A 14,143-nucleotide genomic window follows, 5' to 3' on the forward strand; every position below is an offset into this window, starting at 1 on the left:
GCTTGCTGCCCGGGGAATCCGTGCAGGTTAGGTCGGGAGGAGGGGTAGTTCTCGGCGCGGGCGGCTCTCGGCGCGGGCGGCGATGCACGCCGTAGATGGCGTTCTTGCCCGGTGGGCCGCGGGCGGGGCGCCGCGCGATGGCCCGAAGTGCACTGAAAGTAATGGCAGACGTGGACAGTAGCTACGGTCTGTGACGAAAATAGGGGGCCCAGGGCCGTCGATCCCCTACTTCGCACCGATATCGGCCGAAACGGTCACGCGAACGACGGCCACCGGTCGGCGGCCCACTCCCGCCAGCCCGCCCAGCCGGGGGGCGGGCTGGCGACTCCGCGACCTGCCAGCTCTGCCACGTCGGGCTCCTCGAAGTGCGCCCTCCCGTCCAGGATGTCGGCCTCGGTCATCGGGAACGTCTGCTCTGGGGTGGTCGCCCAGCGATGGGCGATCCGGGCGCGTTGGATCTCATCGTCCACCGGCAGGTAGACCATGTGGCAGCACGCGCCCTCCGCCTCCACGAGCCAGCGGATCGCGGACCGCTCGTCCCGTGACCAACAGCCGTAGTCCAGCACGACGTTGGTGCCCAGCCTGACCGCCTCCAGGGCGAGCCAGAGCATGCGCCCCTCCAATACGTCGCGCTTGCCGCCCGCCTCCGACTCGCCGAACAGGGGAATCATCCAGTCGTCGGGGGTCAGGCGCAGCGCGCCGTGCTCCTCGGCGAGTTGCCGAGCCTTCGTGGTCTTCCCGGCCCCTGGCAGGCCGACGGTCAGGAACAACGTGGTCACACCGAGATGGTGGCAGGGAGGCCGGGCAGGCGACCACTGCTTTATCCGCGCGATCCTGGTCAGATCGCCCCGCCCACGTCCCGAACAACGGCCCGACGTGACGCGTCACGCGGTCCGCCGGACAGAACCTGGCCGAAGGAACTCTCCCCATACTCGAAACCCCACTGCACCAGTTGAGGAACGCCTCGCGGAGGCCAAGCGCACCGCCGAGGCAACCGACCCGGCACCGGCGTAGCCACCCGAGGACCCTTAGGGCCTCGACCACCCCCGGCCGAACCCCGGCCCGGCGGCCCCGGACCACCCCGGGGCCGCCCCAGCACCCGATGGAGCCACCACCCGATGACGCACACCAACCCGTCCCACGACATGCCGATGGCGGTCTTCCCGGGTTACCTCGCCGGCCCCGGTGAGGATCTCGACACGCTCTTCTCGCTTTAGCACGTCGTGGTGAGCCCCGGCTACCTCGCCGGGCCTGGCCACCCGGACACCGCCAACGCGGCGTTCGAGGCCTTCCTCACCGAGCACCAGGGCTGGTCCCGGTACTCCTGCGACGACGGCGACACCAGCGTCGCCGTCAGCGACTGCCTCACCGGCCGGATCCGGCTCGACCGCGAGCCGGGGGACCGCAACTCCCGCTGGATGGTGGCCGGATACGAGTCCGCAGTGGGCGAGCGCGCCTGGCACGCGGCCTTCGACCTGGAGACCCCGCACGAGATCGCCCTCGCCTTCGCCGCCGCCTTCTCCCACGCCCTGTCCTACAGCAGCTTCGCCGCGAAGGACGAAGCGCTCTGGGGCAGGGACAGCACCTGCGCGACCCTGGTGACCCAGATGCGCGAGTCCGACTGGCTGGACGTCAGCACCCCTCGGAAATGCGATTCCGCTCGCCCGACGCCACCACCGGGCTGATCCGCTGGATGCCGAGAGGAGAGATCTCCTGGAGTTTTGCCTTCGTGGTAGCGGGACGATGCCGGATGACGCGGTCGCTCAAGTGATCGCTCTCGCGGACCGGAGCCCGGGTCACCGGCTGACGGTCGCCGGAGATTGCTTGCATGATCCGTCGATGGACCGCTTCGACGTCCTGCTGGCCGAACTCGGGGAAACCGCGCGGGCCTTGGTCGGCGAGATCCCAGAGCCGCGAAGGGACAGTTCGGTGTGCGGGGCCGTCGGCTCCGTGGCAACGACTCGGTGAGTGTGGGCGGCCTGCCCGGGACGTGAGATGCCGCAGCGATCCGCAGAGCGGGTGCGTTCCACAGGGGATCACGGGTGGTGGCGCGGGGGCGCACCACGGAGGACCTGCGCCCATGTCCCGCTAATCAGGGCGAGCACGACCACGATTTCCGCTGCGTCGGGGCTCCCGGCAAAGCGCACCACCGGTGCCCCGCGCCGCGTCCCATCATGCATGCCCACCGATGAAGCCCTTGCACGGGCACCACTTCGGAGCGGGTCAATGGCCCGGCCTCGCGCTCGGGTTCCCGCCGAGCGTCGTGGCAGGGATACGCGAATGCCGAGAGGGAAGTTCTCCGCGCGATTTCGATTCCGCTGCCAGGATGGCATCGGATGCCGGCGGGACGGCCAGATTCCGCCCGTCAGGGCGATGTGACTGAACGGGAGTTCAGCGCTTGAAATGCCGGTCGACGTCACGGACGGGAATCATCTGGGAAATGCGATCGCTCCCTCGGTATTCGATCAAGTGCCCAGGATCGAGAAGGGCTCCAGGTCTGGGTGGCACACGCGTCCCGCGTGGGGCGTCGAGCACGCTCGGAAGGGGCGGAGGTGCACCGCCCCGCACGAACCCGTGCGGGGCGGTCCGGGAGGCGGGACTATCAGGTCCTTCTGATACTCCCCGGGAGGCATCAGTCCTGCGACGGTCGCCGCGAAGAAGTCCCCTGCGAGAAACCCCTCGCCGCGTCCGCCGTCGGCCGTCCTGTGGCGGGCAGCCGTGTCGTCGGTACCCGGCAGGCCACGGGACGGTCACGAGGTGGCCGTGAGGGTCGGCGCAGCTGCCACGCCGGCCGCTCTCCCGCGAGGTCGGAATGCCGGCTCCGCACGTCCGGGACGGAGCCGGCAGACGGTGGTGCCGTGTCAGGCGCCGGCTTGCAGAGCCGGGAGGTAGGCGCCGGCCTGGCCGGCGGCGGTGGGGTGGAAGGACTGTCCGATCGGCCAGTTGAGTGCGTGCATCCAGGCAGTGGAGTCGCACAGTTGGTGGCCCGTGAAGCGGTCCGCGACATCCTCGAAGACGAAGCCCGGGTACTTGGCGGCTTCGGTCCGGATGACGCTGTTCAGCACGTCGGCACCCTTGTTGAGCGCGGCCCGCTTGGTGGCACTCATCCCGGGGCAGAACGAGGCGGCGAGATCGTAGAACCGCGGGTAGCCGAGGATGACGACGCGGGCGTTCGCGGCCCGCGAACGGATGGCGCTGTAGACGGTGTCGAGTTTGGCGGGCAGCTGGGTGTTCGCGGTGGTCCCGGCGGACGAGATGGCGTCCAGGCAGGCGGAGTCGCTGCCGAGCAGGCAGGAGCCGAACACACCGGCCAGGCCGACGTCGTTGCCGCCGATGGTCATGCTGACCAGGGTGGTACTGGTACTGAGCGGGGTGAGCTGGTCGTCGAGGACGTCGGTGGTGGTGGCGCCGCCGCAAGCCTGGAAGCTGAACGCGGTCGGCGAGGTGGCCTGGGCGTAGAGGTACGGGTAGGCGTTGGTGCTCTGGTTGCAGCCGTTGAGGTAGCTGGTGGCTGACCCGCCGCCCGCGGAGTACGAGTCGCCGAGAGCGACGTAGTCGGTGGCGGTGGCGGTGGCGTGCGCGGTGTCGGTGGCGAGTGCGGTTGTCGTGAGGGCGAGGAGTGCGGTCGAGAGAACGGCGGTCCTGGCTCGGCGCATGCTGGGCTTCCTTCGCTTCGGTGGCGTCCTGCGGGGCGGACGGTCGGCGGCCTGCCGACGGCGGCGCCGGGATCGTGGTCGGTCAGGTCAGGGCTGCTTCGCGCCGACGGTCGAGTTGCCGCTGTACCCGCTCCACGTCCTTCGCGTAGGGCAGGTGGAGGAGCGTCAGGAAAGCGGCGTTGGCGAGCATCAGGAAGACGAGGACCGTCAGGAACACCGGGCGCAGCCCGAGGTGCTGGCCGAGGAAGCCGGCTCCCAGGCTGAAGATGGCCCAGGCGACGGCCTCGAAGATGGACAGGTAGATCGTGAAGGCGGTGGCCCGTAGTTCCGGTGGGGTGACGGCCATGACCATCGGCCGGTTGACCCCGGGGTTGACGCCCTGGGCCATGCCCATGAGCCCGAAGAGCAGGGCGTAGACGCCGAGGCCGCCGTAGTGGACCTGGGTGCCGAGGAAGGCGAACGCGGCGAAGGCGATCTGGGCGGCCTGGAGGACGGCGGGCAGTCCGTGGCCCGGGCTGCGGCGGCCCGCCCAGTCGGCGAGGAAGCCGCCCAGCAGGGTGCCGAGCAGGTAGCCGATGCCGAGCGGCATCAGCACGACGGAGGCCCGCTGGGTGGTGAAGCCGAACACATCCACCAGGTAGACGACGGCGAACGAGCCGAGGAGGAGGTGGCCCGAGAGCAGCCGGGAGACGAGCAGGATCACGAAGCTGGGGATGCGCAGCAGCGCTCGGACCCCGGCGAGGCCGACCGTGGTCGGTGTCTCGCGAGCAGTCCGGTCGAGGTCGGCGAGCTGGTGTTCGGAAGCACCGTGACCGGGGTCGCGGAAGCCCGCCAGCAGTACCAGGCCGAAGAGGATGTTGACGAGACCGACGCCCCACAAGCCCCAGCGCCAGCCATCCGGAATCCCGGCCAGCTGGCCGATCAGCGGACCGAGCACCGAACTCGCCAGGGCGAGCGCCCCGTAGAGGATTCCCACGGCGCGGCCGCGCGACTGGGCGGCGAACAGGTCACCGATGATCTCGGAGACGAGAGGCGGGGCGGAGGCGTAGCCGGCGGCCAGGACGGTGAGGAACACCAGCAGCTGGGTGAAGTCCTGGGAGAACCCGGCGGCCACTCCCCAGACCCCCCACAGGCCGGTGGTCAGGACCAGGACCGCCTTGCGGGACCAGCGCCGGGCCGCCCACACCCACAGCGGTGCGGCGGCCACGCCGATGAGCTTGCCCGCCGCGCCCAGGATGCCGAGGGCGCCCAGGGACAGGCCCAGTGACTGTCTGATCACCGGGAACAGTCCGGTGACCAGACCGGCCTCGGTGCCGTCGACCAGCATGGCGCCGCCGAGGATGGACAGCTGTCTCCAGCGGCCGCGGACCGGGGGCGGTTCGGCTTGCTGGGCGCCACGAGGGGTGTCGTCGATAAGGTTGGGCATGCGCCATCCCGTTCTGTGCATCGTTCTTCGCGAGGACTGTGCGGGGCTGGGGTGAGTGCTCACCGGTGACGGGGTGGCAGCCCCGTCACCGGTTTCTGTCGTACCGCGTCGGTCAGAGCGTTGAGAGTTCGTGCGCGACGACGTGCAGCGCGGAGATGTCCAGCAGTGCGCCGGCGAGCGCGGCGACATCGATCAGCGGTGTGGGGCCGAGGAACTGCAGGAACTCCGAGTCGACGATGCCGGGCAGGTGGGTGCGCAGCACCTCGACGGCGACGGGGTCCGCGAGCAGGGTCATCAGCGGGGTCCGCAGGGAGAGCCGGCTGTCGGGGAAGTCCTGCGGCAGGGGCAGCGGCTGCGCGGCCGTGTGGGCCTGCTGATGCTGGGCACGGGCCAGGAGGTGGTGCTCGGTGACCGGGCCTTCGGCCGGCAGGCCGAGCCGCTCGAATTGGCTCGGCGGGGCTTCGTTCGCCCGCATCAGGTCCACCAGGTGGGTGGCCATGCGCAGTTCGGCCTCCTCGTCGAGGATCGGGGTGCGCTGCTGAGGGTCGGCGTCCAGGTCGAAGAGCAGCGTCCCGTGCTGGTAGGGGTTGATGAAGGTGCGCCCGTTGATGCGCAGTGTGCGCACGCCCTTGGTGAAGGTGAACGGTTCGGCGAGTTCCAGGTCCGCCAGCTCGGCCGGGGTGAACCGGCCCCGCATGTGTGTGGGCATCAGGGTGTGCTCCTGGAGCGGGGCGTTGGTGGGCGTGGCGGGGGCGCGCATGTAGACGTGGCGGCCGTCTGTGACGTTGACGTGCCCGCCGTGCATGCCGAACAGGGCCGCCGCACGCACGGGGGTGTCGTCGGCGACGGGCAGCGGCCTGCCCTGCATGTCGGCCGGGAGGTCGATGCCGAAGTACTCCAGCAGTGTCGGCGCGAGGTCGGTCGTCTGCACCAGCGCCGCCCGCCGCTCGCCGGCCGTACCCGCCCGGGGGTCCCAGACGAACAGCGGCAGGTGGACCAGCTCGTTGTACCAGGGCTGGACGACCTTGCCCCACCAGCCCTTCTCGCCCAGCAAGAGGCCGTGGTCGGTGTTGACGATCAACAGCGTGTCGTCCCAGAGGTTCTGTTCGTCCATCAGGTCAAGGACTCGCCCGAGGGAGTGGTCGCACATCGACAGCAGCGCCGCGTACTCCATCCGGGCGTGCTCGACCTGGCCGGAGGTCTCGGCCACGCGCTTGTAGTCGGGCCAGTCGAAGTGCGGGCCGTCGTAGTCGTGCGGGTAGAGGTCCTTGTAACGCTGGTGGCTGAAGAACGGCTCGTGCGGGTCGAAGGTCTCGATCTGGACGAACCAGTTGTCCGAGTCCTGGTTCGTCCGTACGAACTCCAAGCCGGCGTCGAAGGTCAGCGTCTGCGGGTGCACGTCCTCCGTCGCCAGGTAGCGCCGGTTCACCCAGTCCTGCCGGTAGGCATCGCCGCGCAGCCGCTTCAGGTCCTCGGGGATCTCGGGGTCGGCTACGTGGCCCTTCCAGGGGTCGCCCTCCTGGCCGCGGAAGAACTCCCAGGTGTTGTAGCGGCCGTGGTAGGTGGCGCCGCCGTCCTCCCAGTAGTGCGGGTGGTCGCTGACCAGGTGGGTGTACACGCCGTTCTGCTTGAGCAGTTCGGGCATGGAGTCGTCGAACGGCTCCAGCGGGCCCCAGCTGCGGTGCAGGAAGTTGTACCGGCCGGTGTGGATCTCGCGACGGGCCGGCATGCAGGGCATCGAGCCCGCGTAGGCGTTGTCGAACGTCACCGACCGCTCGGCCAGGCGGGCGAAGTTGGGGGCATGGGTCCAGTCGCCTCCGTACGGCGGCAGCATGTGCCGGTTGAGGCTGTCGAACATCACCATGATGGCCTTCATCGGGCGTTCTCCTCTCCAGCCGGCGTGGCCTGCGGCCCCGGCTGCCAGCGTTCAAGGCGCCGGAGCATGCGCTCCAGCCAGACGATCCATGAGTCCACCGCCCGCGCCCCGTACTGGTGCAGCTCCTCGGCGACCTCGCGCACCAACTCCTGGTCCAGCTCCGGCAGCGGGTCCTCGAAACGCATGGTGCGGTCCCGAGGCCGGCTACGCGCGATCTGCTCGCGCCGGTAGTCCAGTTCGGTACGGAGCAACCGGATGGCCGCCGCCCGGTCCAGACCGGCGGCGAAGACGAACCGTGCGTAGAAGTCGGCGTCCTGGAACCGGCTGGGCGGCTCGTACGGCGAGTGCACCCACTCCAGCAGCGCCTCGCGGCCCACCGGCGTCAGCCGGTACACCTTCGCGTCGGGCCGGCCCTCCCGAGGGTCGACCTCGTACACCACCCAGCCGTCCCGGACCATCCGCCCCAACAGGCGGTAGATCTGGCTGTGATGGGCCCGCGACCGAAGGAACTGGCCCTCCGTCTCAACCCACTTGCGCAGGTCGTACCCGCTGAGCGGGCGGCCGGCGAGCAAAGCCAGCAGGACATACTCGAACTGCACCCCGGCCCCCTATGTGCGGACTCACTTATGTGCAGAGTTTCCTTCTGGCGCCCGGGAGCGTCAACGCATCCGGCGGTGACTTATCAGGGCGTTCACCGCAGTTCACACAGGCACATCCGGGTTGGTTCCCCACGCACGAGTGGACCTTGACCGGCCGGCCGCCGGCGAACCGGGTGCTGCCGGCGTACGGAACGGGGGTGTCGCCATACCGTGGATGAGCACCGCGGGCTCCGCGGACCCACCCCTTCGCCGGTTCGCGGTCAGGACACCGCTTCGGAGGCCACTACACCGGCTGGCCGGTCGCCGACCGCTCCATCACCATCGGCGACTACCGGATCGCCCACGTCGCCACGGCCGGCGCCCAGCTCAAGACGCTCCTGGCCACCGAATGCCTTCCCTTCCGAAGTGCGACAGCCCGGCTTCGCCGAGCAGATCCACACCACCGCCCGTCCACGTGGTCCTGGGCGTCGCTACCGACGGTTACCGCGACATCCTGGGCCTGTGGACCAGCGGCGGCAGCGAGGGCGCCAAGTACTGGCAGTCCGTCCTCACCGAGATCAGGAACCGCGGGGTCAAGGACTGCCTCATCCTCATCTGCGACGGCCTGACCGGCCTGACCGGCCTGACCGGCCTGCCCGACGCCGTCGCGCAGGTCTGGCCCCGGACCGTCGTCCAGACCTGCATCGTCCACCTGTCCGCCGCAACTCGCGACCAGGGCGACGGCTTCGAGACCGCCGCCGACTGGTCGCTGCCGGCCACGCTGTCTACGTGGGTCGCTGCCCCTCGGTGCTCGGGGCCCGGTCCAGCGGTGAGGGGCTGGGGACTGCTCGCTCAGTCGCGGCGGAGTTCGGAGTTGATGCGCAGGGCTTCTTCGAGTTGGTCTTCGAGGATGATGATGCGGCAGGCGGCGTCGAGGGGGGTTCCCTGGTCGACGATTTCGCGGGCGCGGGCGGCGATGCGCAGTTGGTAGCGGGAGTAGCGGCGGTGGCCGCCGGCTGAGCGCTGGGGGGTGATGAGTTTGGCCTCGTCGAGGCTGCGGAGGAAGCTCGGTGTGGTGCCCAGGATTTCCGCGGCTCGGCCCATGGTGTAGGCGGGGTAGTCGTCGTCGTCGAATTTGGTCTCTGCGCTCATGTGGTCCGCCGTGTTGGGTCCGGGGTGAGGGTGGCCTGTTCCACCAGCACCTTCTTTCTCGGGAAACGGGTCGAGGGCCCCGGCGCTGTTGTGCGCCGGGGCCCAGGGATATGTGGATTCACTGCACCATCTACTGCACTACTGCTGCCGGCTGTTTCGCCGGCCTGTGGTGTCCGCGCTGCCCGGGGGATGGGCAGGATGCGGGGATCGCGTATGCGTGACCGAGGACCACCTCTTCCATGACGTTCCATGACGATGGGTACTGCGGTGACCGCCCGGCGGGAGTGCATGCCGTGGCGGGCGATCCGACGGGGTGAACCCTTCCCTTCTCCTCTGATGTGCATCGTGCGTACTGCGGCACTGCGAACTGCTGGGGTGCTGCCGGTACTGCGTCTAACGCGTGTGCGACCGCCACCGCCCCGGGCCCCACGCGTAACCGGGCCCGTAACGCCTGACAGGTCACCCGTCTTCCGTCGGGAATCCTTCTGCCTTGACCGGATCCCGCGTACTGACGGCCTGCACGCCTCCTGCGTTACTGCTGGTACTGCCAACTGCGCTACCAACCGGGCAGTTCGTGTCTGCCCGTCCTGCTGTCCTCTTCTTCCAACACCAGGAACACTACATGCCTTGCTGAGGAATGTCTACTCTCGCCACTACAGGTTTCCCCGTTCGGCAGTCGACGGTTATTTCGGAGGCGGCGGCCTGTCGGTGCCGGCGGGCCCGCCGGCACCGGACTATCACGATCTAGGTGTACGACACCCGGTTGGACTAGGTGTTGATCTTGCTGTCGGGCGTGGGCCGGTTGGCCTACGCCCGTCCGGCTGACAGGCGCCCGTCGAAGGTGATGTCGAAGGCGTTGAGGGCGGCCATCCAGCGGTTGCTCCAGCGAACAGCATGGTCTCCATGGCTTGGCGGAGGTCCTCCTCGCGGGGCGCAGAGCGTCACCCGGCAGCCGTGGCGCGCGAGTTCTCCGGCGATGAGCAGGCCGAGTCCGCGGGAGGCGCCGGTGACCAGTGCGGTCCGGGCGATCGTGCGGGACGCGGGTTTGCCGGGCCTGGGCCGGTCCCTGTCGGGGCGGTTGCGGGCGGGGTGTGCCATGGTGGTGGCCTCCATGGTGCGGGCGGCGCGGGTCAGGGGCGGAAGAGGATCTTCGCCAAGGCCCGCACCGGCGTCTCCTGGCCGAAACTTCGTGAGGAGTACGGCTCGATGAGCCGCCTCGAAGTACTTTAACGAGTGGGTGGAGCAAGGCATCTGGGTCGAGCTGGACCTTGCGCTCGCCCAGGTCGAACGGGTGCCGATACCTAGCCCCGACCTGCTTCCGCCTATGCGAATCGAAGGCACCGATTGTCCGTCAGATTTTTTCCAAGTCATGAAAGATGACCACCGCATGTGCCGCCCCGGATCCCACGCCCAGCGACGCGCACGCCACCGTCCCGCCGGCACCAGGTCACATCCGGCTCGCCCGGTCAGGTGAAGGGCAGGAGCATGACCGGCGGCGTGGTGGGGTGCGCGGAGCCGCCCGCCGGTTCGACGGTGACGCCGATGCCCCGTGCCCCGTCCAGCGGCCCGGTCAGCAGGAGGACGCCGTCACCCGTGGGCAGCAGCCCGGCCGGGCGCATCGTCCCCGAGTCGTCGAACCACAGCTGGTACGTGCTGCCCTCGGCCGGGGCGGGCATGCCGGAGGCCAGGAAGCCGGCCTGGCCGCGGCTGTTCGACCACACCGCCGTGCCCACGCCGCTCCCGCCGGCGGCACGACCGGTGGCGGTCCGGGCGTCGGGCGCGGTGAGCAGGGCGGCGAAGCGGTCCTGCTGGTGCTGGAGAGCGGCGGCTCGGGCGCGGGCCTGCCCGGCTTGCTGGTGCTGTCGCACGGCCACGGCCCCGGTGCCCACGGCGAGTGCCAGGCAGGCGGCGAGGGCGAGCTTCGGCCAGCCCCCGGCGAGGCGGCCGCGCCGGCGTCCCGGAGCGGGAACGACGCGCGGGGCCTCCTGGCGCAGCGTCGGCAGCGCGGCCAGGACACGGGTCTTGAGGGCCGGCGGGGGGAGGACGGCCTGGGCGGCGCCGAGCCGGGCGAGGGTGGCGGCGAACTCGGCGACTTCCTGGGAGCAGGCCGGGCAGTGGGTCAGGTGGAGTTCGAAGTCGGCGCTCTCGTCGGGGTCGAGGGCGTGGGCGGCGTAGGCGCCGGTCAGGGTGTGCGGGTCGGCGGTGCTCATGCGGCTACCCCCAGGCAGTCGCGCAGGCGGATCAGTCCGTCGCGCATGCGGGTCTTGACGGTGCCCAGCGGGGCGCCGAGGACTTCGGCGACCTGGGGGTAGGTGTAGCCGCGGTAGTACGCCAGCGTCAACGCCTCGCGCTGGAGGTCGGTGAGCGTCCTCATGCAGCGCCGCACCTGGTCGCGTTCGAGTCTGGCTTCGACCTGCTCGGCGACCTCGTCGAACTCGGGGGTGCGGGAGGCGGCCGCGGCGCGCTGGTCGCGGTCGGCGGCGGCCTGCGCCGAGCGGACCCGGTCCACCGCGCGCCGGTGGGCGATGGTGAGCACCCACGGCATCACCTCGCCGCGCTCGGCGCGGTAGCGGGCGGCGGTGCGCCAGACCTCCAGCAGCACCTCCTGGGCGACCTCCTCGGACTGCGCCGGGTCCCGCAGCACCCGGCGTACCAGGCCCAGTACCGGGGCGGCCACGCAGTCGTACAGCCGGGAGAAGGCGTCCTGGTCGCCGCGGGCGACCCTGGCGAGGAGCTCCTTGAGGTCCGGGCCCGGTCGTCCGGGACCGGACAGGTGGACGACGGTGCTCATCCGACCACTCCTCGGGGACGACGGGCGGGCGGCGAGCCCCACGGACGGATGGCGGGCATCACGGGCCTCCCCACGACGCGGCCGGGGAAAGAAGGCACCGGCCGGTGAACAGGACTACTCATGTGGTCCTTCGGGACCGGCATGCCACCGGATTGGCCCGGGCTGTCACCAGTTTCGCCGCCGCCGCCGTCGCACGCGGCGGCAGGCGGAGCCCTCCGCGTCGCCGTCTCCCGGCCCGCGGCCGGTGCCGGGCCGCCGTGCCCGCCCCGGCCCCCGGCTCCCGGCCCGACCGGCGCGGACCGCGCGTACGGGCGGCAGCGGGCTCCGGCCGGCAGTCGCCCCGTCGCCCGGGGGCAGCGGGCGGTGACTTCGAGTCAATTCGATGCGCCGCCACCACTCGGGCAGGTGAATCACCGGGTTTCCCGGCCCTCCGGGCAAGCCGGCCAGCGGGCAGCGCCGAAGGGATGACGTACGAGCCCGTGAACCGGCGGGCTCCGGCCTGAGACGGGAGCATGATGCCTTCAGAGCACATCGACACCCGGCTGCTCGAAGAACTCACCGAGCAGTCGCAGGACCTGAACAGCGACGCGCTGCGGATCACGCACGGCGCGCTGACCGACTTCGGGCAGGCGGTCGGACCCGTCCGGCGCCGCTGGTGGCAGCGTGGCGGGCTGGTCGCCGGAGCCGTCGGGACGGCCGCGCTCCTCGGCGGCACCCGCGCCCTCGCCGACAGCCCCTCGCCGTCCGGCTCGATGGCCGACGACATCATGGCGCTGCAGACCGCCGCGTCGATCGAGAACCTCGCCGTGGCCGTCTACCGGACCGCTGTCGGACTGCCGTTCATCAAGGACGGCAACAAGACGGTGGCCGCGTTCATCGCCAAGACCACCGCCCAGCACCAGGCGCACGCCAAGGCGTTCAACGCCGCCGCGACCGCCGCCGGCGGCAAGGCCCAGAACGACCCGGACCCGACGTACAAGGCCGTCGTCGACCAGGCGCTGCCGAGCATCAAGGGCCCGGCCGACGTGGTGAAGCTCGCCATCACCCTGGAGGACGTGGCGGCGCAGACCTACGCCAGGAACGTGAGCCAGGTGAGCAGCGCGGACCTGCGCAAGCTCTTCGCGTCCGTCGCCCCGGTCGAGGCCCAGCACCGCGCCACCCTGCTGGCCGTGCAGGCGCTGCTCGCCGGCAACGCCGCCGACCTGGTCACCATCCCGGTCGACCCGGCCAAGCTCCCGGCGGCGGCCGGCAGCGTCGGCTTCCCCGACGCCTTCTACAAGACCGACAGTGCCTCGCCGATCACCGAAGGAGCCGTCAAGTGACCGCGCACGACTGGGAGCTCCAGATCAGCGAAGGCCAACTCGCCCGTCTCACGGCGGAGATGGACGAGGCCCACCGGGCGACGCTGCCCGCCATGCGCACCGGCGCGCTGGACCTGGGCGAGGAGATCCGCGCCCGCCGGGGCGACGAGCCGCGCGACGCCGGGCGGCGCCGCTTCCTGCTCGGGGCCGGCGGCGCCGCGCTCGCGCTCACCCTGGCGGCCTGCTCCAGCAGCAAGCCCACGGGTGCGCCGCCCACTTCCGGCAGTTCCTCGGCGCCGCCGTCCGGTTCGGTGTCGGGCCAGTACACCGGGGACCTGAAGGTGGTGGCCCTGGCCGTCGCGCTGGAGAACCAGGCCGTCGGCGCCTACCAGGCAGCCCTCGACGCCGCCAAGGCCGGCAAGCTCGGCACCGTCCCCCCGGCGGTCGCCACCTTCGTCACCACCGCCATGGCTCAGCACGCCGACCACGCCAAGGCCTGGAACGCGGTCCTCACCGGGGCGGGCAAGCCCGCGATCACCAACGTGCCGCTGACCAACCAGGCCGCCACCACCGAGGCCCTGGGCAAGGCCGCCAGCGTGGGCGACGTCGCCAAGCTCGCCCTCCAGCTGGAGGACCAGGCGGCCCAGACCTACCTCTTCGCGACCTACAACGTCACCAGCCCCGCCGGCATCGCCACCGCCGCCACCATCGCCCCCGTCGAGGCCATGCACGCCGCCATCCTCAACTACGTCCTCGGCCAGTACCCCGTCCCCGACGACTTCCTGCCCGTCGACAAGGCGGCCAGTCCCACCCTGCTCACCGTCTGAGCAGATCCAGAGCGGTGCGCGCCCGGGCGCGAGACGTCGACACCCCCGCGCCCGGGCACGCACCTTCCCCCCCACCCCGGAATGGAAGTGCACCCGTGACCGCCGTACGCCTGCGCGCCGCCCTGAGCGCGGCCCTGCTGGCCCTTGCGCTCGGCGCCTGCTCGTCGAGCCCCGCCGGATCCCACGCCCCGGCCGGATCCCACGCCCCGGCCGGATCCCACGCCCCGGCCGGCTCCTCCGGCCCGGCCCCCTCCGGGGCCCGGATCACCATCAAGGACTTCCGGTTCCAGCCGGCCACGCTCACCGTTCCCCCGGGGCAGAGCATCACCGTGGTGAACGAGGACTCCACCGCCCACACCGTCACCGCCGACGATGGGTCCTTCGACACCAAGGCCGTCAGCGGCGGAGCATCGGCCGTCTTCGCCGCCCCGGCGAAGGCCGGCGGCTACCCGTACATCTGTGCCATCCACCAGTACATGCACGCCACCCTCACCGTCAGCTGACCGGCAACGAAGCGCCCACCCGCGTACGGAGAC

Annotated in this window: 13 protein-coding genes and 1 pseudogene; 5 read left to right on the forward strand and 9 right to left on the reverse strand. The window is 70.9% G+C overall.

Annotated features, from left to right (window positions below; all coding sequences use genetic code 11):
- Positions 1-254: 254 nt before the first annotated feature.
- On the reverse strand, positions 255-779 hold the full coding sequence (locus tag ACIQOW_RS38040) for an AAA family ATPase (protein ID WP_401092406.1): 525 nt from the start codon (positions 777-779) through the stop codon (positions 255-257).
- Between the two features lie 447 nt (positions 780-1,226).
- On the opposite strand from ACIQOW_RS38040, the gene ACIQOW_RS38045 reads away from it, so the two are divergent.
- A complete protein-coding gene (locus ACIQOW_RS38045) occupies positions 1,227-1,685 on the forward strand; it encodes a DUF317 domain-containing protein (protein ID WP_401092407.1) in 459 nt (152 codons plus the stop codon).
- A 1,176-nt stretch (positions 1,686-2,861) separates the two neighbouring features.
- Here ACIQOW_RS38045 and ACIQOW_RS38050 read toward each other — a convergent pair.
- The 4 genes from ACIQOW_RS38050 to ACIQOW_RS38065 all read right to left on the reverse strand — a co-directional run bounded on the left by ACIQOW_RS38050 (position 2,862) and on the right by ACIQOW_RS38065 (position 7,557).
- Complete coding sequence (locus ACIQOW_RS38050) at positions 2,862-3,656, reverse strand: SGNH/GDSL hydrolase family protein (RefSeq protein WP_401092408.1); 795 nt, start codon at positions 3,654-3,656, stop codon at positions 2,862-2,864.
- A gap of 82 nt (positions 3,657-3,738) precedes the next feature.
- Positions 3,739-5,082 carry an MFS transporter gene (locus ACIQOW_RS38055; RefSeq protein WP_401092409.1) on the reverse strand — a complete coding sequence of 448 codons (1,344 nt, stop codon included), beginning with the start codon at positions 5,080-5,082 and terminating at the stop codon, positions 3,739-3,741.
- Between the two features lie 112 nt (positions 5,083-5,194).
- Positions 5,195-6,958, reverse strand: coding sequence for a sulfatase (locus ACIQOW_RS38060; RefSeq protein ID WP_401092410.1), 1,764 nt, complete (start codon positions 6,956-6,958; stop codon positions 5,195-5,197).
- The gene (locus ACIQOW_RS38065; RefSeq protein WP_401092411.1) at positions 6,955-7,557 is read right to left on the reverse strand and encodes a PadR family transcriptional regulator; all 603 of its coding nucleotides are present in this window, start codon (positions 7,555-7,557) and stop codon (positions 6,955-6,957) included. Before ACIQOW_RS38065 ends, ACIQOW_RS38060 begins: the two co-directional genes overlap by 4 nt.
- A gap of 451 nt (positions 7,558-8,008) precedes the next feature.
- Between ACIQOW_RS38065 and ACIQOW_RS38070 the strand changes: the two are divergent.
- Positions 8,009-8,251, forward strand: a pseudogene (locus tag ACIQOW_RS38070) (transposase); the annotation flags it as partial.
- A gap of 137 nt (positions 8,252-8,388) precedes the next feature.
- Here the strand turns inward: ACIQOW_RS38070 and ACIQOW_RS38075 are convergent.
- From ACIQOW_RS38075 to ACIQOW_RS38090, 4 genes are all read right to left on the reverse strand, one after another.
- Positions 8,389-8,688 carry a MerR family transcriptional regulator gene (locus tag ACIQOW_RS38075; RefSeq protein ID WP_401092412.1) on the reverse strand — a complete coding sequence of 100 codons (300 nt, stop codon included), beginning with the start codon at positions 8,686-8,688 and terminating at the stop codon, positions 8,389-8,391.
- A gap of 807 nt (positions 8,689-9,495) precedes the next feature.
- The gene (locus ACIQOW_RS38080; RefSeq protein ID WP_401092457.1) at positions 9,496-9,786 is read right to left on the reverse strand and encodes an SDR family NAD(P)-dependent oxidoreductase; all 291 of its coding nucleotides are present in this window, start codon (positions 9,784-9,786) and stop codon (positions 9,496-9,498) included.
- 368 nt (positions 9,787-10,154) lie between these two features.
- Positions 10,155-10,898, reverse strand: a complete 744-nt coding sequence (locus tag ACIQOW_RS38085; protein WP_401092413.1) for an anti-sigma factor domain-containing protein — start codon at positions 10,896-10,898, stop codon at positions 10,155-10,157.
- The gene (locus ACIQOW_RS38090) at positions 10,895-11,479 is read right to left on the reverse strand and encodes a sigma-70 family RNA polymerase sigma factor (RefSeq protein WP_401092414.1); all 585 of its coding nucleotides are present in this window, start codon (positions 11,477-11,479) and stop codon (positions 10,895-10,897) included. Before ACIQOW_RS38090 ends, ACIQOW_RS38085 begins: the two co-directional genes overlap by 4 nt.
- Positions 11,480-11,994: 515 nt before the next feature.
- On the opposite strand from ACIQOW_RS38090, the gene ACIQOW_RS38095 reads away from it, so the two are divergent.
- The 3 genes from ACIQOW_RS38095 (at position 11,995) to ACIQOW_RS38105 (ending at position 14,110) form a co-directional block, all read left to right on the forward strand.
- Positions 11,995-12,801, forward strand: coding sequence for a ferritin-like domain-containing protein (locus ACIQOW_RS38095; protein ID WP_401092415.1), 807 nt, complete (start codon positions 11,995-11,997; stop codon positions 12,799-12,801).
- Positions 12,798-13,607, forward strand: a complete 810-nt coding sequence (locus ACIQOW_RS38100) for a ferritin-like domain-containing protein (RefSeq protein ID WP_401092416.1) — start codon at positions 12,798-12,800, stop codon at positions 13,605-13,607. Before ACIQOW_RS38095 ends, ACIQOW_RS38100 begins: the two co-directional genes overlap by 4 nt.
- A gap of 95 nt (positions 13,608-13,702) precedes the next feature.
- Complete coding sequence (locus tag ACIQOW_RS38105) at positions 13,703-14,110, forward strand: cupredoxin domain-containing protein (RefSeq protein ID WP_401092417.1); 408 nt, start codon at positions 13,703-13,705, stop codon at positions 14,108-14,110.
- Positions 14,111-14,143: the final 33 nt, after the last annotated feature.

The organism is Kitasatospora sp. NPDC091335 (genome assembly GCF_044757205.1).
GTDB lineage: Bacteria > Actinomycetota > Actinomycetes > Streptomycetales > Streptomycetaceae > Kitasatospora.